The organism is Amycolatopsis sp. CA-128772, assembly GCF_002904295.1.
Classification (GTDB): Bacteria; Actinomycetota; Actinomycetes; order Mycobacteriales; family Pseudonocardiaceae; genus Amycolatopsis.
The window spans coordinates 24,270-44,045 of the sequence record NZ_PPHG01000092.1 but is presented as its reverse complement, the minus strand read 5'-3'; the positions used below and the strand labels follow the sequence as shown (position 1 = coordinate 44,045).

Genomic DNA, 19,776 nt, shown 5'->3' with positions numbered 1-19,776 from the left:
CGTGCGCCACGGAGATCGGAAAGCAACCTTTCGGCGTGCCGGCCGTCGCTGGATGAGGACGAAGTGAGGTGACGCGTGGCGCGTGGCGACGAGGAATTCGCGGAGTTCGTCCGTGCGTCGTCGGCGCGGCTCACGCAGGCCGCCTTCCTGCTCACCGGCGACCGCCACCAGGCGGAGGACGCCGCCCAGACCGCCTTCACCCGCACCTACGCCGCCTGGTCGCGGGTCCGGCACAAGGACGCCTACGGCTACGCCCGGACCGTCCTGGTCAACCACGTCATCGACGGCTGGCGGCGGCCGTTCCGGGAGTACGCCACCGAGGTCGTGCCCGAGCGGCCGGACCGCCTCGACGTCGACCGGACCGTCACCCAGCGCGCCTGGCTGACCGCCGTCCTCAAGACGCTCACCGCCCGCGAACGCGCTGTCGTCGTGCTGCGCCACTTCTTCGACCTGCCGGAAGCCGAGGTGGCCCGTGAGCTCGGCGTTTCGCTGGGTACCGTGAAGAGCACGAACTCGCGGGCGCTGGCCAAGCTGCGGGTCGAGGCGGCCGATCCCGAAGACACGCTGATCGGGGGGAGCGGGCGGTGAACGACCTCGGCGACTTCCGCGCGGCCCTCCGGCAGCCGCCCGACCAGCCCTTCGCCGAACCGGACCTGGCCCGGATCATGCGCGACGGCACGCGCCTCCGGCGTCGCCGCCGCGTGCTGACCGGCACCGCCGGGATCGCCGCCGCGGCCGCCGTCGTGCTCGTCATCGTGTTCGCCGTCCAGCTGCGGCAGCCGCCGCCCGCGCCGGTCGCGCAGCCGCCCGCGCCCGTGTCGGTGACGCCGGCGCCGCCGCCGACGACCAGCCGGCCGCCCGAAGAGCAGCCGCTCGGGGCCGTCGTGGGCACCGGGATCCGGACCCCCGCCGGCGAGATCGTCTTCTTCGCGCGGGCCCTCGACGTTCCGCAGCTGCCCAAGGTCCGGTTCGGCCTGGTGGCCGGGTTCCGGACCGGGGACTCGCTGCAGGCGCTGCTGGCGACGAACGAGACCCGCGGTTCCGACGTCTCGTTCGGCTTCCACGCCACCGACGGCGGCGAGGTCGTCCACGAGCAGCTCATCCCGGTCTTCGGCTACTTCGCCGGCCCGGCGGCGCGGATCACGACGACCGTGCACGGCAAGACCGTCGAAGCGCGCCTGGCGACCTGGACCGCGGACCCGACCGTCGTCATCTTCTGGTTCGACCCCGCCGAGGTACCGGACGCCGCCGTGCTGACGCCGTTGATCGCCTACGACGCCAACGGCAAGCGGCTCACCAAGTAGGCGGTACCGGCCGCGGCGAGCGGGGCGTAAGAACCCCACCGTGACCTCTCGACGAGCGTTCCTCACCGCCTCGGCCGCCCTCGGCCTGGTGGCCGCCGCCGCCCCGGCCGGTGCCGCCGGACTCGGCGACCGCGGGCCCGGCGGCCCCGTCCGCCCGCAGCGGCCGGACCAAGAGCTGCGGGCCCTGCTCCGCCAGGTCGACGAACGGCGGATCGAAGCGACCGTCCGGCGGCTGGCTGCCTTCGGCACCCGGCACACGCTGTCCGCCCAGGACGACCCGGCCCGCGGCATCGGCGCCGCGCGTGACTGGCTCTTCGCGCAGTTCCAGCGGATCGCCGCGGCGTCCGGCGGCCGGCTGAGCGTGGCGCTGCAGTCGTACGTCCAGCCGCCCGCCGACCGGATCCCGGTGCCGACGACGATCACCAACGTCGTCGCGACGCTGCACGGCTCCACCGATCCCGGCCGCGTGTACGTCGTTTCGGGCCACTACGACTCGCGCCGCTCCGACGTCATGGACTTCACCGGTGACGCGCCGGGCGCGGACGACGACGCTTCGGGCGTCGCGGTCGCCCTGGAACTCGCGCGGGTGCTCTCGACCCGGCAGCCGGCCGCCACCATCGTCTTCGCGGCCGTCGCCGGCGAGGAGCAGGGGCTGTACGGCTCGCGGTTCATGGCGCAGCAGTTCAAGGCGGCCGGCACCGACGTCCAGGCGATGTTCACCGACGACATCGTCGGCTCGAGCCGGGCCGACGACGGCACGCGCGACCCGTTCACGATCCGGCTGTTCGCCGAAGGCGTTCCGACGGCGGAAACGCCGGCCGAGGCGAACCTGCGCCGCAGCATCGGCGGCGAGAACGACTCCCCGCCGCGGCAGCTGGCGAGGTTCGTCAAGTCGGTGGCGGAGAACGACGCCACCGGCATGGCGGTCCGGGTGATCTACCGCCGCGACCGCTACCTGCGCGGCGGCGACCACATCGGCTTCCTGGAGCAGGGCTACCCGGCGGCGCGGTTCACCGAGCCGAACGAGGACTTCGCCCACCAGCACCAGGACGTCCGCGTCGAGAACGGCGTCCAGTACGGCGACCTGCCGGAGTTCTGCGACTTCCCGTTCATCGCCCGGGTCGCCCGGGTGAACGGCGCCGCGTTGTGGTCGCTAGCAACCGCACCGGGCACGCCGAAGGGCGTGAAGATCCGCACGGCGGCGCTGACGAACGACTCCGAACTGCTGTGGACCGCGACGCCGGGCGCGGCGAGCTACGAGGTCGTCTGGCGCGAAACGACCGCACCGGACTGGACGCACGCGATCGACGTCGGCCCAGCGCTGACGGCGAAGATCGACCTGTCCAAGGACAACGTCTTCTTCGGCGTCCGCGCGGTGGGTCCTGGCGGCCGCCGGAGCCCGGCCGCGTTCCCGGCGCCGGTGAGCTAGGGCATGTCTGGCAATGCACCTTGGTGCTCCATCCGCCGCGGGAGCGGCCGACGGCGTGGTCAGGCGGCTCGGTGAGCAGATCCGTGTAGTTCGACCCAGCCCCCTGTGACGCGGGTGATGGTGCCGGCGTGCTGTTGTGCCCGCGCGATCGTGGAGTCGACCGACACCGGCAATCGACCAGGCCGGCCGCGTCGGTGAGCAAGCGCTGCAGCACGGTGTCCCAGATGCCGGCGTGGCCGTGCGGCGATGCCGGGGCCAGATCGGTTGCCACGGACCGAACGCCGCCGGCGCATCCCGCCACGCCAGGCCGCACCAATACCGGTAGATGATCCTTCGACCAGGGCTCGCGCGTCGGAGCCCGGCCGCGTTCCCGGCGCCGGTGAGCTAGGCCGCGGCCTGCGTCAGGACCTGCTCGACGACGTGGTGCGACGGCAGGATCAGGTCGCGCTCGGTGTCGGCGTCGATCTTGCCTTCGAGGAGGTCGCAGAACCGGTCCAGCTGGGTGGCCAGCGGCTCGCGGGCGGTGATCAGCTCCGGGATCTCGATGACCGTCTGCTGCCGGTAGCCGAGGCCGTCCGGGGTGACGGAATCGTGCGAGACGTGCCGGTAGATCGTGACGTCGCGGCGCAGCAGGTCGATCTCGATCAGCCGGTCGAGCTCGGACACCATCAGCGACCGGACCTTCCGCTGCCCCAGCCGCGAGGCCGACACCGTGGCCAGGCCGGTCGGGAACGACAGGACCGTCTCGATGGTGTCCTCGGCGCCCTCGACCGACGACGGGTGGAAGTACCCCGCGCCGGACGTCACGCGTGACGGCGTCGCGCCGCCGAAGAACTGGATCGCCAGGTCGACGTCGTGCACCAGCAGGTCCCAGGCGACGCCGGTCTTGATCCGCGGCGCGTACGGGCCGTGGCGGCGGGCCATCAGGTGGATCGGCTCCTGGACCAGCGCCCGCGCGGTCATCACCGCGGGGTTGTAGCGCTCCAGCAGCCCGCACATCAGCGGGATGTCGTTCTTCGCCGACAGCGAAACGATTTCCTGCGACTTCTCGAAGCTGTTGCAGACCGGCTTCTCGACCAGCATCGGCTTGCCCTGGCGGAAGATCTCCTGCGCCAGGTCGTAGTGCACCTCGGTGGCCGACGCGAGCACGACGGCGTCCACATCGGACAGTTCGCCGATCTCCGGCGTCCACTGCGTTTCGTACCGCTCGGCGACGGCCTTGCCCGCTTCTTCGCGCGGATCGATCACGCGGACCAGGTCGACGCGCTCGTTGCCGGCGAGCACGCGGGCGTGGAGGGAACCCATGTTCCCGGTACCGACAAGAGCGATCCGATGCGTCATGCGCCCAGTACCTCGCGAACGGTTTCGATGATGGTGTCCAGGTCGGACTCGGTCAGGTGCGGGTGCACCGGCAGCGAAAGCGCCTGCTCCGAGACGGCGCGGGCCACCGGGAAGTCCTCGACGCGCGCGCCCGGGATCAGGTCGTGACCCGCGTAGCAGTCGTAGTCGAAGACGATCTTGGGGTAGTAGATGCCGTTGCCGATGCCACGCTCGGTCAATGCCGCGGCGAGTTCGTCGCGCGAGAGGAACGCGTGCGGCCCGACCAGCACGGTGTACTGGTGCCAGACGTGCTCGCGGCCCGGCAGCACCTGCGGGACGTCCAGCCCCGGCGTGCCGGCGAGGCCCTCCGACAGGCGCTTCGCGTTCGCCTGGCGGGCGGCGGTCAGCTGGTCGAGCTTTTCCAGCTGCGGGATGCCGACCGCGGCGTGCAGGTCGGTCATCCGGTAGTTGTGGCCGGCGACCTCGTACTGGTAGCGGGCGCGCATGCCCTGGTTGCGCAGCACGCGCAGCTTGTCGGCCAGCGCGTCGTCGTCCGTGGTGATGACGCCGCCCTCGGCGGTGGTGATGTTCTTCGTCGCGTACAGCGAGAAGCAGCCGATGCCGAACGAACCGGCCTGCTTGCCCTCGAACGACGCGCCGACGGCCTGCGCCGAGTCCTCGATCACCTGCAGGCCGCGCTCGGCGGCCAGTGGCGCGAGCTTGCCCATGTCGGCGGTCTGGCCGTAGAGGTGCACCGGCATGAGCACCTTGGTGCGGTCCGTCACGGCCTTGGCCACGGCGTCGGGGTCGATCGCGAAGTCGTCGCGCCGGATGTCGGCGAACCGGACGGTCGCGCCGGCCTCGAGGATCGCGTTCAGCGTCGCGACGAAGGTGAACGGCGAGGTGATGACCTCGTCGCCCGGCTTCAGGTCCAGCACCTGCAGCGCGGCGACCAGCGCGGTGGTCCCGTTGTTGACCGCGATCGCGTGCTTGGTCCCGGAGACCGCCGCGAAGGCGTCTTCGAAGCGCTTGACCATCGGTCCCTGTGCGATGGCGCCGGAGCGCAGCACCTCGACGACGAGGTCCTCCGCGTCGCGGACGTCGACCACAGTGATGGGGATCATGGGCAGTCTCTCTCGGCAGGCGATTTCGGTGCGTCCGGTACAGTGAGCCGCCGGTTCTGCGCCCGGCCGCCCTGCAGCAACGCGGGCCACACGTTACCGGGCGCGGTAGCACGCCCAGTACCCAGCCGCCGACGAACGGACGACCACCCGTGGCCAACCGCATCCACCCGACCGCCGTCATCGGTGCAGGCGTCGAGCTCGGCGAGGACAACGTCATCGGGCCGTTCGCGGTGATCGCCGGGCCGGCCCGGATCGGCGACGGCAACTGGATCGGCCCGCACGTGACGATCGGCACGCCCGGCGAGGACCGCGGCCGTCCGCACCCGGCGGCGTGGGAGGACGCGCCCACCGGTGACCCGGATCACGACGGACACGGCGTCGTCATCGGCAGCCGCAACCGGATCCGCGAGTACGTGAGTGTCCACCAAGGGACCTGGCGGACAACGACCGTCGGCAGCGACGGCTACTACCTCCGCAACTCCCACATCGCGCACGACTGCCTGGTCGGCGACGGCGTGACGATCGCCTCGAACGCCGTCACCGGTGGCCACTGCCACATCTGGGACGGCGCGAACCTCGGCATGGGCGCGATCCTGCACCAGAAGGTCGTGATCGGCCCCGGCGCGATGATCGGGATGGGCTCGGCGGTCCGGCGCGAGATCGGCGCGTTCACCATCGCCGTCGGCAACCCGGCCCGCGTCACCGGCGTCAACGTGGTGGGCCTGTCCCGCCGCGGCCTCGACGAGGAGACGATCGAGGCCCTCGGGCCGTGGCTGAAGGGCAAGGAAGGTCTCCCGGACGTCACGCTGCCCGGCGACCTCTCTACCTTGGTAAAGGCGTGGGACGCCCGCCCGCGCGAAGAGCACTAGGAGTCACGCACATGTCTGTCGCCCCCAAGCTGCGCGAGGTCTTCGTCGAGGCGCTGGACCTCGACGGCGGTGTGGACGTCGAGAACCTGAAGTACCGCGACATCGAGGCGTGGGACTCGGTCGGCCACATGGCGCTGGTCGCGGCCATCGAGGACGAGTTCGACGTCGAGTTCGACACCGACCAGGTCATCGACATGTCGAGCTTCAAGGTTGCCGTGGACATGGTCACCGAGCTCCAGTCGAAGAATGACTGATCTTTCCGGTCGGGTCGCGCTCGTCACCGGCGGGACGCGGGGGATCGGCCTGGCCACCGCCCGTGCCCTCGCCGAGGCGGGGGCGACGGTGGTGCTCACCGGCCGCGACGAGGCTCGCGCCAAGGAGGCCGCCGCCTCCGTCGGCGCCTCCGGGCTCGCCCTCGACGTCACCGACGCGAAAGCGGTGTCCTCCCTGGTCAGGGGGGTCGCCAAGGAGCACGGCAAGCTGGACATCGTGGTCGCGAACGCCGGGATCATGGAGGACGCGCTCCTCGGCATGATCAAGGAAGAGCTCGTCGACACGACGCTGAGCACGAACGTCGCCGGCACGCTGCACACCGTCCAGGCCGCGGCCCGGGCGATGATGCGGAAGAAGACCGGCTCGATCGTGGTGCTCGCCTCGATCGTCGGCGAGCACGGAAGTGCCGGCCAGACCGTGTACGCGGCCTCGAAGGCCGCGGTGGCGAACATCGCGCGGTCGGCGGCGAAGGAGCTCGGCCGGTCGGGCATCCGCGTCAACGCGGTCGCGCCGGGCGTGATCGAGACCGATCTCACCGCGGGCCTCAGCGAGGACGCGAAGGCGGAGAACGCCGGCAAGACGCCCCTCGGGCGCCTGGGCCGGCCCGAAGAAGTGGCGAACGCGATCCGGTTCCTGGTGAGCGACGACGCGTCGTTCATCACCGGCCAGGTGCTGGGGATCGACGGAGGCTTGGTGCTGTGACGCTGTTGGGTGCGGGAGCCCGGCTGGTCGATGTGGCCGGGGGCCGCACGCTGGCGGGCGCGGAACTGTCGGCCGAGGTCGGCCGCGCGATGGAGGCGATGGCCGCGCTGCCCACCGGCGTCGTCTTCGCGCGCATGTCGATCGACCTGGACAGCGTGCTGACCTACTTGGGCGCGTTCGAATCCGGGCGCGCGATCGCGCTGATCGACCCGGCGTTGGACGCCGACGTGCTGGCCGGGCTGGTCTCGCGGTTCCGCCCGGCGGCCGTGCTGTCGGCCTCCGGTGACGCGCCCGACGGCTACTTCGTCCGGGGCGACGACTGGATCCGTTCGAGCGCCGACGGGGTCGTCCCGCACCCCGACCTCGCCGTCCTGCTGCCGACCAGCGGCTCGACCGGCAACCCGAAGCTCGTCCGGCTCTCGCGGCAGGCGATCCTCTCGAACGCCGACGCCATCGCGCAGGTGCTGCACATCGACGCCGACGAGGTCGCGCCCACCTGCCTGCCGCTGCACTACAGCTACGGCTTGTCGGTGCTGAACTCGCACCTGGTGCGGGACGCGACCATCGTGATCGAGCCGTCCGGCGTGCTCGGCCGCGGCTTCTGGGACGCGGTGACCACCTACGGCGTCACGTCGCTTTCGGGCGTTCCGTACCACTACGAGATGCTGCGGCGGCTCAAGTTCGACCCCGCGAAGTACCCGACGCTGCGCACGCTGACGCAGGCCGGCGGGAAGCTGCGCGACGAGCTGATCGCCGAGTTCAACGACAAGATGCGCGCGGTCGGCGGCCGGATGTACGTCATGTACGGCCAGACCGAGGCGGCGCCGCGGATGACGACCGTGCCCGCCGAGCGGCTGGCCGAAAAGCTCGGTTCCGCCGGGCCGGCGCTGCCGGGCGGGAAGTTCGCGGTCCGCCGGGACGACGGGTCGGAGACCACGCACCCGAAAATTGTCGGTGAGGTCGTCTACCGTGGTCCCAACGTGATGATGGGCTACGCGGACGACGAGTCCGGCTTGGCCAAGGGCGACGAATTCGGCGGCGTGCTGGCCACCGGTGACCTCGGGTACCTCGACGAAGAGGGGTACCTGTTCATCACCGGCCGGCTCAAGCGCATCGGCAAGGTGTTCGGCAACCGTGTCAGCCTCGACGATCTCGAGCAGGCCGTGCGCACGGCCGCGGTCGGGATCGACGTGGTGGCCGCGGTGCCCGCCGGCGACAAGGTCGTGCTGTTCGCCGAAGGGGCGGACTCCGGCATCTGCAAGGACGCGTCGCGGGCGCTGTCCGAGCGGCTGCACCTGCACGTCAGCGGGTTCGACGTCCGCCCGATCGACACCGTGCCGCTGCTGGCCAGCGGCAAGATCGACTACCGGTCATTGGAGGCGAAGGTATGAGCGTGTTCACCCGGTCGCAGGCCGACCGGGAAGCCTTGCTGCTGCCCGAACTCGCCGGCCTGACGGCCCACCACCGGGCGAACTCCGACGGCTACGACCGGATCCTGGCTTCGCTGGGAATCGCTTCGGACGCGCGGTTCGGCTCGATCGCGGAACTGCCCTGGCTGCCGGTGCGGATGTTCAAGACGCACGACCTCAAGTCCGTGCCGGACAGCGAGGTCTTCAAGACGCTGACGTCGTCGGGCACCACCGGTGCCGGCGCGTCGCGGATCTACCTGGACAAGGAGGCGGCGGGCGCGCAGACCAAGCAGCTGGGCGCGACGCTGCAGGAGGTCCTCGGCGGCGAGCGGCTGCCGATGCTGATGGTCGACACGATCGGCATCATCAAGAACCGCCGGTCGTTCTCCGCGCGCGGTGCCGGTGTGCTGGGCATGGCGAACTTCGGCCGCAAGCACACGTACGTGCTCGACGAGAACGACCAGCCGGACGTCGAGGCGGTCAAGAAGTTCCTGGCCGAGTACGGCGACAAGCCGTTCCTGATCTTCGGCTTCACGTTCATGGTGTGGCTGTACCTGTACGAGGTCGCGCGGGACCACGGGCTCGACCTGTCGAACGGCATCCTGATCCACTCCGGTGGCTGGAAGAAGCTGATCGACCGCGCGGTCGACAACACCGAGTTCCGGCGGCGGTTCAAAGAGGACACCGGGCTCACCCGGAGCCACAACTACTACGGGATGATCGAGCAGATCGGCACGGTGTTCCTCGAGGGGCCGTCCGGGAATTCGCTGTACTGCCCGGACTTCGCCGACGTCGTGATCCGGAACCCGGAGACGTGGGCCGAGCAGCCGGTCGGGGAGCCGGGCGTGATCGAGGTCGTCTCGACGCTGCCGCGGTCGTACCCGGGGCACGTGCTGCTGACCGAAGACCTGGGTGTGTACAACGGCATCGACGACGGCGACTGGCCCGGCAAGCACTTCTCGGTCCTGGGCCGGCTGCCCAAGGCCGAGGCCCGCGGCTGCTCGGACACCTTCTCGGGAGCGGCGGCATGAGCCTCACCCAGCGTTTTCCCGCGGCGGACCCGATCGACGCCGGTGTCCTGGTGGACCAGCTGCGCGCCGAACCGCCGGGCGGCCGGCTGCGCGTCGGTGACCCGCGGATCGTCGAGTTCGTCACGAAGTTCGCCCGCAAGCTGCTGGCCCCGGCCACCGCGCGCCGGTTCCCGGAGCTGGCGTCGCTCGGCTTCTTCCTGCGCAAGGGCGAAATCGCCAAGGCGCTGTCCACTTTGGACACTGCGGGCGCCGCCCTGCGGTTCCCGCGCGGGCTGGTGTTCCACGTGCCGCCGGCGAACGTCGACACGATCTTCGTCTACTCCTGGGCGCTGTCCGCGCTGGCGGGCAACCACAACGTCGTGCGGGTCTCGTCGCGCTCGGCGGGGGCCGCGGAGGCGGTGCTGGAAGCGCTGAACGCGGCACTGTCCGATGTAGACTCCGACACGGCGGCGGCCATCACGGCCACCCAGCGGATGGTCACCTACGACCGCAGCGACGAAGTCAGCGGCGCCCTGTCCCTGGCCGCCGACCTGCGCGTCATCTGGGGCGGCGACGGCTCGGTCGCGGCCCTGCGCAAGTACCCCCTCGCCCCGCACGCGCGTGACCTGACGTTCCCGGACCGCTCGTCCTTCGCCGTCGCCTCGGTGGCGGGCTGGCAGCGGGCGTCGGAAGCGGAGCGCCGCGCGGCCGCCGAGGGCTTCTACAACGACTCGTACTGGTTCGACCAGGCCGCCTGCTCGTCACCGCGCGCGGTGTTCTGGGTCGGCGACGAAGCCGGCGCCCGGGCCGCGGGGACCGAGTTCCGCACCCTGCTGGCGGCGGTGCTGGAGACCAAGCAGCACGTCACCGAGCCCGCGATGGCGGTCCAGAAGCGCGTCTCGGCGTACGGCGCGGCGGTCGACGGGCTGGTCAAGGAGATCGCGTTCCAGGGCAACGGCCTGGCGACGCTGGAGCTGACCGACCCGGCGGTGCTGCCACGCGAGTGGCTCGGCGCCGGCACGTTCGCCAACGCGCGCGTGTCCTCGCTGTCCGACCTGGTGCCGATCGTCCTCCGGAAGGACCAGACGGTCAGCCAGTTCGGCTTCACGGCCGAGGAGCTGACGGCGTTCGCGCACGAGCTGGCTGGCCGCGGGGTCGACCGGATCGTGCCGTTCGGCTCCGCCCTGACCTTCTCCGCGGTGTGGGACGGCTACGATCTGCTCTCCGAGTTCAGCCGCCTGGTCACGGTGCAGGTCTGAGGAGAGCGTCGATGACGACCGTTGAGGACCTGCCGGCGGCCGGCAAGCAGCCGAAGTCCACCCGCGCGAAGATCCTCGACGTCGTCCGGTGGGTCGCGATCGCCCTGGTCATCGGCTTCGCGGCGAAGCAGCTGGCGGCCAACTGGGGCGAGTTCTGGCACACCCTGCGTGACGTCGCCTGGCAGTCATCGCTGCTCAGCCTCCTCGCCCTGGTCGCGGCCATCCTGGTGTCGACCTGGGGCTGGCAGATGATGGTCGACGACCTCGGCGAGCCGATCGGCTACGCCCGGGGCGCGCAGATCTGCCTGGTCGGCTCGCTCGGCAAGTACGTGCCGGGCTCGGTCTGGGCGTACCTGCTGCAGATGGAGCTGGGCCGCAAGGCGGGCCTGGCCCGCGCCCGGATCTTCACCGGCTCCCTGATCCAGCTCGGCGTGGGCGTGGTGTCGGCGCTGGTGGTGTCGCTGCTGGCGGCGCCCGCGGTGTTCAGCAACAGCCCGCGCGCGCTGTGGCTGTTCGTGCTCATCCCGCTCGGCCTGGCGATGCTGCACCCGAAGATCCTGACCTGGGGCACGTCCCTGGTGCTGCGGATCCTCCGCCGGCCGCCGCTCGCGCACCCGCTCGGCTGGGCGGTGATCGGCAAGGTGTTCGCCGCGTCGACGGCGGCGTGGTGCCTGCAGGGCGTCCACCTGTGGCTGCTGGCCAACTCGGTCGGCACCCCGGGCCTCGGCGGCTTCGTGCTCTGCGTGGGCGCGATGGCGGTGGCGATGACGGTGGGCACGTTCGCGTTCATCCTCCCCAGCGGCGTCGGCGTCCGCGAGGTCGCGCAGGTGGCCGTCCTGACCGCGAGCGGCCTGACGGTCGGCCAGGCCACGGCGTTCGCGGTGGCCTCCCGGGTGATGTTCACGGTGGCCGACCTGCTCACGGCGGGCCTCGCCGCGGTGGCGGCCCGCTCGGCCCGCCCGGCGGTCCCCGCATCCTGACCGGGGTTGCCCACAGGTTGTCCACAGGGTTTACGCACATGTGGACAACCGCGGGCGTCCGGCCTTGACCAGGCCCGCCGCCGCCGCGGTCTTGCCCCGTTCAGGGCAAGTCACCGGCCCGCGGGAAACGCGCCGCTGCCGCTGATCGATAACCTGGCGTGGGTTCGGTGCCGACGTGAGGGGGCCGGGTGGTCTACGCGGTCGTGGTGGCGTGGTTCGTCGTCGCCGCGATCGTGGTGCTGACCTGGCGCCGCCTCGACACCGACCGCGGCTGGCGCGGGTTCGTCCTCACCCTCACGCTCGGCCTTTCGCTGCTCCACCAGCTGCTGTTCGCGACCGTCACCGAGGACGCGCTCGTCACGTTCCGGTACGCGCAGAACATCGCCGACGGCAACGGCCCGGTCTTCAACCCCGGTGAACGCGTCGAGGGGTACACGAACTTCCTGTGGCTGGTGCTGATCGCCCTCCCGCGGGCCGCGTTCGGCGCCGACGTGCGCACCGCGGCCGTCGTGTTCGGCGTCGCCGCCACGCTGGCCTGCGTGCTCATCTCCTGCTTCCTGGTCAACCGGATCGTCGTCGCGGCCGCCCCGGTCGGCGCCGAGCCGCGGCCCGCGATCGGGGTGGCCGCGGCGGTGCTGACCGCGAGCGCCGGCGGCCTCGCCGTCTACGGCGGGTCGGGCTCGGAAGTGCCGCTGTTCGTGCTGCTCGTCCTCGCCGTCGGGTACTCGCTCGCCGCGCGGCGCCCGGTGGTCGCCGGGGTGCTCGTCGCCTTCGCCGTGATGACCAGCCCGGAGGGCTTGGTGGTCGCGGCGCTGGCCGGCCTGTGGCTCGTCGGCGCGGCCCGGAAGCGCCGGCACACCTGGTGGGCGCCGGTCGGTTACCTGCTCGGCGCGCTGGTGTTCCTGATCCCGCGGCTGGCCTGGCGAGCGACGTTCTACCAGCACTTCCTCCCGGCGCCGCTGGCCGCGAAGCTCGGCGGGCCGTTCGGTTCGCGGGTCGCCGCCGGCTGGCCGTACCTGTCCGGGTTCGCACTGGCGCACCAGGGTTTCCTGCTGCTCGGCCTGGTCGCCGCGGTGGCGCTGCTGCTGCGCCGCCCCGAACCGGCGTCCCGGGTGACCGAGCCGCCCGCCCGGCGCGAAGGCACGGTCGGCGCAGCAGCGCCGCCGCCGGCTCGGGGCGACGCCCCGGTGGCCATGGCCACCGAGGCCCGGGCACTGCTCGGGCTGCTGTTCGCCACGGCCGTCGGGCTCGCCGCCGCGGCGGTGCTGATCGGCGGTGACCCCGGTCCGTCGTGGCGGCTGCTGGCCCCGCTGCCGCCGTTGCTCGCCGTCGCGGCGCTGGCCACCTACGGCGTGCTCACCGTGGACGTCGCCGGGAAGCCGTCGCCGCGGCCGAAGGCGTGGCCCGCCGGAACGCGGCTGGTCCCGGTGACCGCCTGCGGGCTGGCCGGCATCGCCGTGCTCGTCTCGGTGTTCAGCCCCGAGATGCTCGACCGCGTGCGCGACTGGCGCGCGCACGGCACCGAGCTCGCCGAGATCGGCGGCTGGCTCGGCGGCTACCTGCCGCCCGGGTCGGTGGTCAGCGCCGCCGCGCCGGGCGCGCTCGCCGCCCAGAGCGGGCAGCTGCTCATCGTGGACGTCTTCGGCCGCACCGACGACCACATCGCCCGCGACGGCCGGCACGACGGCGGCGTCGCGACCGACTACGACTACGTGGTCAACGGCCGCCGCCCGGCCGTCGCCGTGCCGGACGTCGGGTTCGGCGACCGCCAGCACTGCGCGATCGACCCGGTATACGCGGGCAGGTACCAGGTCGCGACCTTCCGCCGCGTCGGCACGCCGTACTGGGTCTCGGTGTACCCGCGCGCGGAAGAGGCGAAGTCCCTGGTGGCCGACCTCGACAAGGGTCCGGACTTCCGCTACGTACCCTGTCCTTCGTGAAGCTCGAGGTCCCGGGACGGCAGCTGGGCGCCGAGGCGCGGCTCGGGCTCGGGGTGTTCGGCGCGTCGCTCGCGCTGTTCGTGGTGCGGTTCCTGGTGCCGCGCCCGATCGCGATGTCCAACAACGGTGACGGCGCCCGCGTGCTGTGCGGCGCGGGCCTCACCTGGCACGGCGGGCCCGAGCCGTTCATCCACCTGACCTACACCGCGGACCCCGGCGCGGTGCCGTGCCGGCCGACGTACCTGCTCACCCAGAGCTGGCTCGCGGACCTGGCCGTCCGGCTCGGCCGGCTGCTCGGCCTGCACGCCACGCTCAGCCTCGTCGTGCTGGGCCTGCTCAGCAGCGTCATCGCCGCGGCCGCGGTCACCGCGATCGTGCTCGGCCTGCCGCAGCCGCGCCGGACCCGGCTGTTCGCGGCGGCCGGGCTGCTGCTGGTCGTCGCGGATTCGGCGTTCTTCGGCTACTTCGCCGCGGTGCTCGGCGAAGGCGCGGCCTTCCTCGGCCTGCTCCTCGCCGTCGGCGGCCTGCTGCTGACCGCCCGCGAGGGCCGGTGGAGCTACGCAGGCATGGCCGTGACGTTCGTGGGCGGTGTCCTGCTGGTCAACGCCAAGGTCCAGACGCTGACCATCCTGCCGATCCTCGCCGTGGCCATCCTGCTCGTCCGGCCGGGCGCGCTGCGGGGCGTGCGGCGGTGGGCGTTGGCCGCGCTGGTCATCGGTGCGCTCGGCGCCGTCACGCTGTACGCGCAGCAGAGCGTCGAGCCCGCGCGAGCGCCCGACGGCACCCTCGCCGCGCGGCCCGGCGACGACTCCCGCGAGATCAACGTCTTCAACTCGATCTTCCTCAACATCGTCGACGGCCGGCACGACACCCGAGCCGACCTGGCCGAGCTCGGGCTGCCGCCGTCGTTCGCGCAGTACGCGGGCAACGGCTGGTGGCACCTGCACCCGGCGACGATGGACCCGCTCTACCCGCAGTACCGCGACCGGATGAGCCGTCGGAACGTCGTGACGTACTTCGCGAGCCACCCGGGCCGGACCCTGGAGGTGCTCGACCGCGCCGCGACCGACCAGCTCACGGCCCGGCCGGACTACCTCGGCAGCTTCGACGAGAGCGCCGGGTACCTGCCGCACGCGCAGGAACACCGGGTGCCGGTGGTGTCGTGGCTGACCGGCCTGATCGCCCCGCTCGGGCTCTTCGCGCTGGTGCCGATCTGGCTGTTCGTCCTGGCCAGGACGTGGTTGTGGCGGCGGACCGCACTCGGCGTCACGCTGGCGTTCCTGTTCACCGTCTCGGTGACGCAGTTCGGCACCGCGGCGCTCGGCGACGGCATCGAGGGCACCAAGCACCAGTCCGTCGCGCTGTTCGCGATCCTGCTCGCCCTCGTATTGTGTTCTCCCTCGCTGATCCGCCGCTCCGAACCTACGCTCCCGTAACCTTGCCGGATGGCTGACCTGGTTTACCCGCCCGTGATCGCGGCGGCCCGGACGATGTTCCGGGTACTCGACAACCGCATCCGGATCGACGGCGCGGAGCACATCCCGCGTCGCGGCGGCGCGGTGATCGCGTGCAACCACATCAGCTACCTGGACTTCATCTTCTGCGGCCTCGGCGCGCGCCCGGCCAAGCGGCTGACGCGGTTCATGGCGAAGAAGGAGATCTTCGACAACCGGATCGCCGGGCCGCTGATGCGCGGGATGCACCACATTTCCGTCGACCGCTCCGCCGGCCTGGGCTCCTACCGCGAGGCCCTCGGGAAGCTGCAGGCCGGCGAGGTCGTGGGTGTCTTTCCCGAGGCCACGATCAGCCGGTCGTTCACCGTCAAGGAGATCAAGTCCGGCGCCGTCCGGATGGCCGCGGCGGCCGGCGTCCCGGTCGTGCCGATGGCGCTGTGGGGCACCCAGCGGCTCTGGACGAAGGGCCGGCCGAAGGACCTGACCCGCCGCCACGTGCCGGTCTCGATCCTCATCGGCGAGCCGATGCACCCGGCGAAGGGCGACGACTGGGACGTCGTCACGAAGGAGCTGCGCACCCGGATGAGCGCGCTGCTCGACCGCGCCCAGGCCGAGTACCCCGACCGGCCGGCGTCCGACGAGGAACGCTGGTGGCTGCCCGCCCACCTGGGCGGCACGGCGCCGAGCCCGGCCGAAGCGGCCGAGCTCGACCGCCGTCCCGATGCCGGCTAGAACCAGCGCTCGAGGACCTGCGCGACACCGTCCTCGCCGGCCGGCCCGGTGACCTCGTCGGCCACCTCGAGCAGCTTCGGGTGCCCGTTCTGCATCGCGACGCCGTGGCCCGCCCAGCGGAGCATCTCGACGTCGTTGGGCATGTCCCCGAAGGCGATGACCTGCCCGGGTTCGACGTCCAGCCGCTCGGCGACGTCGGCCAGGCCGGTCGCCTTGGTGATGCCGTGTGCGGACAGCTCCACCAGGCCGCCGGACGACGAGTAGGTGACGTCGACGTCCCGGTCGAACAGCGCGTTCACCGCGTCCGCCATCTCCTGGGACGACATCCCGCGGTGGCTGACCAGCAGCTTGATCGCCGGGTGCCCGAGGACCTCGGCGCGCGGCCCGGTGCGGCCTTCGCCGTCGCCCCACGGGTTGTGGTAGTCCGGCTCGATCACGAAGTTGCGCATGTCGTGGTCGACCGCGCCGGTGCCGACGCGCTCGGTGGCCAGCCGGCAGCCGGGCAGGGCCTTGTCGAGCGCGTGCGCGATGTCGTGCAGCAGCTCGGGCCGCAGCAGGCCGTGCACCGCGACGACCTCCTCGCGGGCGCAGTCGTACAGGACGGCGCCGTTCGCGCACACCGCGTACCCGGTCAGCTCGAGGGGGCCGGCCACGGGCGCGATCCACCGCGGCGGCCGGCCGGTGGCCAGCACGAAGGGCACCCCCGCCTCGATCGCCCGGCGCACGGCCGCGATCGTGCGGCCGGTGAGGGATTCGGAGGGGCCGAGCAGGGTGCCGTCGACGTCGGACGCGATCAACTGGGGTCTCTCCACCCGGCCATTGTCCCTGACTCGTTCGGGGGAAGGCTTGCCCGTCCGTGCGACTGTCGGTGGCAGCCGATAACGTCCGGCGGTGTGCGAGTAGGCATCGTCATTCTCCCTGAAGATCGTTGGTGGGCCGCCGAGCCGAAGTGGCGGGCCGCCGAGGAGTACGGCTTCGACCACGCCTGGACCTATGACCACCTGGGCTGGCGCAACCTGGTCGACGGCCCGTGGTTCTCCGCGATCCCGACCCTGACCGCCGCGGCGACGGTGACGTCCCGCATCCGGCTCGGCACGTTCGTGGCGTCCCCGGTCGCCCGCCACCCCGTGCCCTTCATGCGCGAACTGAACACCCTCGACGACATCTCGGACGGCCGGCTCGTCCTCGGCGTCGGCGCGGGCGTCGACCACCTCCACTACGACGGCGCGGTGCTCGGCGCACCCGAGCTGACGCCGAAGCAGCGCGCGGACCGCTTCACCGAGTTCGTCGAGGCGCTCGACGGGCTGCTGATGACCGACAAGTTCGACTTCGACGGCGAGTACTACCGCGCTCGCGAGGCCCGCAACCTGCCGGGCCCGGTCCAGCGGCCGCGGCTGCCCTTCGTCGTCGCGGCGAACGGGCCGCGCACGATGACCCTCGCCGCGCGCTTCGGCGCGGGCTGGGTCACGACCGGCAAGGGCGGCGCGACGGCCGGCGAGTGGTGGGCCGGCATCAGGGAGCTCACCGAGCTTTTCGACCGGCGGCTGGACGCGGTGGGCCGCGACCGGGCGAGCATCCAGCGGCACCTGAGCCTGGATGCGTCCCCGGTGTTCTCGCTGAGCAGCGTGGAGGCGTTCCGCGACGCCGTGGGCCGGGCGAAGGAGCTCGGGTTCACCGACGTCATCTCGCACTGGCCGCGGTCATCGTCGCCGTACGAGGGTCGCGAAGCCGTGCTGGAGCAGGTGGCGAGCGACGTCCTGCCGGAGCTGCGCTAGTCCGATCGAGTGGCATCGAGGTGATCGGGAAACCGATTGCCGTCCCTCGGGCGTCGGTACTTGCAGACGCCCCGGGGGTGCGGGGGCCCTCGTGGCCGCGGTGGGGCGCCGCGGCCACGAGGGCGTTCTACTTCACGATCCGGTAGATGACCGCGCCCGGGTTCCGGTAGACGACGCTGAGGAAGTCGTGCCCGTCCAGGTGCTGCAGGCCGCGCGCGATGGGCGTGTCCCGGCGGATGGTGCCGCTGCCGATCAGCACGTAGTGGATCTTCAGCCGCCCGACGGCCGCGCGCACCTGCGGGTCGGTGTCGTAGTCGGCGAAGTGCTGGGCCAGGTAGAGCGCGTCCGGCGGGGCCACACCGGCGTCGTAGTGGCCGGCCACCGGGTGCACCCCGGTCAGGGCGTACATCCAGGCCGTGCCGTCGAGCCGGTCGTTGAGCACTTTCTGGTCGGCGGGGATGCCGAGCGTGCCGAGGCGGTCCATCGCGTCGATCTCGTCCTGGCTGACCGGCGGGACCACCTCACCGGGCAGGCCGTTGTAGTAGAGCAGCGACACCGTCTTGGCGTTGGCCGCGCGGTAGAACCCGCCGGTCAGCACGCCCATCGCGACCACCAGCAGCACCGCCGTGGCCAGCCCGACCCGGCCGGTGAGCCACGGCCGCGCGCGCACCCAGGCGCGGCCGCTCGCGAGCTTCGCCAGCCACCGCTGCGTTTCGCTCATGCCGTGCGCGGCGAGCAGGCACAGCGGGATCGACGCCAGCGCCATCAGCCGGAACCGGTCGTTCCACCAGGGCCGCGACAGGGCGATGACCCAGTCTTCGCCGCCGAAGCACGCGACGACCACGAACAGCGCGGACAGCCCGAGCGCCGAGAGCACCAGCCAGCGCATCCGCCGCAGCGCGACCAGCGTGAAGACACCGATCGCGAGGAACACCGTCAGCCAGATCTGCGGCACCGGCAGCACCTGCTTGAACGTCGCCAGCATGGCCAGCGCCTTCCACACCGGCATGTGCGAGCCCCAGGCGTGGTACGGGTACGAACCGGACGTGAAGCCGATCGCGCCGAGGATCATCGGCGCAGCCAGCACCCCGGCGGCCACCATCACCGGCACCATCCGCAGGACGTCGCCACCGGCGACCCGCCAGGCGCGCCTGCCCTCCGGGACGCCGTCGACGCGGCGGCCGCGCACCGCCCGGTACCAGCGCTGCACCACCAGCGGGAACGCGAACAGGATGGCCCCGAACAGCGCGCTCGAGTGGGCGGCGAGCAGGCCGGTCGCGCTCAGCGCCAGCACCGCGCCGGTGTCGACGCCCGGCCGCGCGAGGAACCGCTGCAGCCCGATCACCGCCAGCGGCGTCAGCACGATGCCGAGCGCGAACGGCAGCAGGCCGCTCGACACGGATTCGTAGGCCCCGGTCGTGGCCCCGCCGGCGACCAGCGCGGCGCTGCCGGCGAACACCGCGCGGCCGCCGAGCTGGCGGACCAACGCGGCCATGGCCAGCGCGAACAGCCCGGCGATCGGCATCGTGACCGCGTTGAGGGTGACCGGGACCGACGTCCCGGACAGCTCGTAGACCAGGGCGCCGACCAGGTGGTAGGCGTTCGGGTAGAAGGAGCCGCCGGGGTACCAGTTGATGGTGCCCATGCCGGTCAGGGAGCCGTCGCCGGTCTCGGCGATGTAGCGGATGCCGTTCGCGTGGAACACGGTGTCCCAGCGCTGGAACACCGCGGTCGTCCCGCCGCGGCCGGAGACGACCACGGCGATCGACACGGCGACGGCGGTCGCCACGCAGGCCCCGACGGCCAGGTGCGCCCGCCGCGTCCACGGCACCGCCGGCTCCTCGACGCCCGGCGTGAGCCAGCCGCGTGCCGTGGCCAGGCGGCGCAGGCCGTAGAGCACGGCGGCGAGCAGCAGGGTGACCGCGGCGACGCTGAGCGAGCCGTACGGGACGTGCGCGATGGCCAGCCAGGGCCCGGCGAGGCCGGTGATGGCGTAGCTGAGCAGCGGCGCGAGGCCGGCCAGGGCCCAGCCGCGCAGGCCGGCGGCCCAGCCGACGACCCCGCCGGGGACCGCCAGCACGGCCAGGTAGGTGGCCACCGCGCCGAAGTAGCTCCAGAAGTCCTCGGGTGCAGGCACTGCTTTCCAGGTGTGTCGTAGGCCGAAATGTGATAGTCGGGTGCGAGCCGGGTCAGCGG

At 72.1% G+C, this 19,776-nt stretch carries 18 protein-coding genes; 14 read left to right on the top strand and 4 right to left on the bottom strand.

Annotated elements, in window-relative coordinates:
* The first annotated feature begins 75 nt into the window (after window positions 1-75).
* The 3 genes from C2L59_RS41540 to C2L59_RS41530 are packed head-to-tail and all read left to right on the top strand — an operon-like array spanning window position 76 to window position 2,733.
* Window positions 76-588 (top strand): SigE family RNA polymerase sigma factor, encoded by a 513-nt coding sequence (locus tag C2L59_RS41540; protein ID WP_103355075.1) that lies wholly within the window; start codon window positions 76-78, stop codon window positions 586-588.
* Window positions 585-1,304, top strand: a complete 720-nt coding sequence (locus tag C2L59_RS41535) for a hypothetical protein (protein ID WP_103355074.1) — start codon at window positions 585-587, stop codon at window positions 1,302-1,304. Before C2L59_RS41540 ends, C2L59_RS41535 begins: the two co-directional genes overlap by 4 nt.
* 40 nt (window positions 1,305-1,344) lie before the next feature.
* Window positions 1,345-2,733 (top strand): M20/M25/M40 family metallo-hydrolase, encoded by a 1,389-nt coding sequence (locus tag C2L59_RS41530; RefSeq protein ID WP_103355073.1) that lies wholly within the window; start codon window positions 1,345-1,347, stop codon window positions 2,731-2,733.
* Window positions 2,734-3,117: 384 nt separating this feature from the next.
* Here C2L59_RS41530 and C2L59_RS41525 read toward each other — a convergent pair whose 3' ends face one another.
* Together C2L59_RS41525 and C2L59_RS41520 are read right to left on the bottom strand one after the other, a co-directional pair.
* Window positions 3,118-4,074 carry a Gfo/Idh/MocA family protein gene (locus tag C2L59_RS41525; RefSeq protein ID WP_103355072.1) on the bottom strand — a complete coding sequence of 319 codons (957 nt, stop codon included), beginning with the start codon at window positions 4,072-4,074 and terminating at the stop codon, window positions 3,118-3,120.
* A complete protein-coding gene (locus C2L59_RS41520; RefSeq protein WP_103355071.1) occupies window positions 4,071-5,177 on the bottom strand; it encodes a DegT/DnrJ/EryC1/StrS aminotransferase family protein in 1,107 nt (368 codons plus the stop codon). Before C2L59_RS41520 ends, C2L59_RS41525 begins: the two co-directional genes overlap by 4 nt.
* Window positions 5,178-5,326: 149 nt before the next feature.
* Between C2L59_RS41520 and C2L59_RS41515 the strand changes: the two genes are divergently transcribed.
* The 10 genes from C2L59_RS41515 (at window position 5,327) to C2L59_RS41470 (ending at window position 15,805) form a co-directional block, all read left to right on the top strand.
* Window positions 5,327-6,046 carry a UDP-N-acetylglucosamine acyltransferase gene (locus tag C2L59_RS41515; RefSeq protein ID WP_103355070.1) on the top strand — a complete coding sequence of 240 codons (720 nt, stop codon included), beginning with the start codon at window positions 5,327-5,329 and terminating at the stop codon, window positions 6,044-6,046.
* A gap of 11 nt (window positions 6,047-6,057) precedes the next feature.
* Window positions 6,058-6,300 carry an acyl carrier protein gene (locus C2L59_RS41510; protein ID WP_103355069.1) on the top strand — a complete coding sequence of 81 codons (243 nt, stop codon included), beginning with the start codon at window positions 6,058-6,060 and terminating at the stop codon, window positions 6,298-6,300.
* On the top strand, window positions 6,293-7,021 hold the full coding sequence (locus C2L59_RS41505; protein ID WP_103355068.1) for an SDR family NAD(P)-dependent oxidoreductase: 729 nt from the start codon (window positions 6,293-6,295) through the stop codon (window positions 7,019-7,021). Before C2L59_RS41510 ends, C2L59_RS41505 begins: the two co-directional genes overlap by 8 nt.
* Window positions 7,018-8,412 (top strand): AMP-binding protein, encoded by a 1,395-nt coding sequence (locus C2L59_RS41500; protein WP_103355067.1) that lies wholly within the window; start codon window positions 7,018-7,020, stop codon window positions 8,410-8,412. The genes C2L59_RS41505 and C2L59_RS41500 overlap by 4 nt, the downstream gene beginning before the upstream one ends.
* Window positions 8,409-9,461, top strand: coding sequence for an acyl-protein synthetase (locus tag C2L59_RS41495; protein WP_103355066.1), 1,053 nt, complete (start codon window positions 8,409-8,411; stop codon window positions 9,459-9,461). The genes C2L59_RS41500 and C2L59_RS41495 overlap by 4 nt, the downstream gene beginning before the upstream one ends.
* Entirely contained in the window at window positions 9,458-10,699 is a 1,242-nt protein-coding gene (locus tag C2L59_RS41490; protein ID WP_103355065.1) for an acyl-CoA reductase, read from the top strand. Before C2L59_RS41495 ends, C2L59_RS41490 begins: the two co-directional genes overlap by 4 nt.
* Before the next feature lie 11 nt (window positions 10,700-10,710).
* Window positions 10,711-11,679, top strand: coding sequence for a lysylphosphatidylglycerol synthase transmembrane domain-containing protein (locus tag C2L59_RS41485; protein ID WP_103355064.1), 969 nt, complete (start codon window positions 10,711-10,713; stop codon window positions 11,677-11,679).
* A 188-nt stretch (window positions 11,680-11,867) separates the two neighbouring features.
* The gene (locus C2L59_RS41480; protein ID WP_103355063.1) at window positions 11,868-13,619 is read left to right on the top strand and encodes a hypothetical protein; all 1,752 of its coding nucleotides are present in this window, start codon (window positions 11,868-11,870) and stop codon (window positions 13,617-13,619) included.
* Window positions 13,616-15,055 carry a hypothetical protein gene (locus C2L59_RS41475; protein ID WP_103355062.1) on the top strand — a complete coding sequence of 480 codons (1,440 nt, stop codon included), beginning with the start codon at window positions 13,616-13,618 and terminating at the stop codon, window positions 15,053-15,055. Before C2L59_RS41480 ends, C2L59_RS41475 begins: the two co-directional genes overlap by 4 nt.
* Window positions 15,056-15,064: 9 nt before the next feature.
* Window positions 15,065-15,805, top strand: coding sequence for a 1-acyl-sn-glycerol-3-phosphate acyltransferase (locus C2L59_RS41470; protein ID WP_103355061.1), 741 nt, complete (start codon window positions 15,065-15,067; stop codon window positions 15,803-15,805).
* Here the strand turns inward: C2L59_RS41470 and C2L59_RS41465 are convergent.
* Entirely contained in the window at window positions 15,802-16,602 is an 801-nt protein-coding gene (locus C2L59_RS41465; RefSeq protein WP_103355060.1) for an HAD family hydrolase, read from the bottom strand. The genes C2L59_RS41470 and C2L59_RS41465 overlap by 4 nt on opposite strands.
* A 96-nt stretch (window positions 16,603-16,698) precedes the next feature.
* On the opposite strand from C2L59_RS41465, the gene C2L59_RS41460 reads away from it, so the two are divergent.
* Complete coding sequence (locus C2L59_RS41460) at window positions 16,699-17,580, top strand: LLM class flavin-dependent oxidoreductase (protein ID WP_103355059.1); 882 nt, start codon at window positions 16,699-16,701, stop codon at window positions 17,578-17,580.
* Window positions 17,581-17,707: 127 nt separating this feature from the next.
* On the opposite strand, the gene C2L59_RS41455 is transcribed toward C2L59_RS41460, so the two are convergent.
* Window positions 17,708-19,717: a DUF6541 family protein gene (locus C2L59_RS41455; protein WP_103355058.1), complete on the bottom strand. Its 2,010-nt coding sequence runs from the start codon at window positions 19,715-19,717 to the stop codon at window positions 17,708-17,710.
* Window positions 19,718-19,776: the final 59 nt, after the last annotated feature.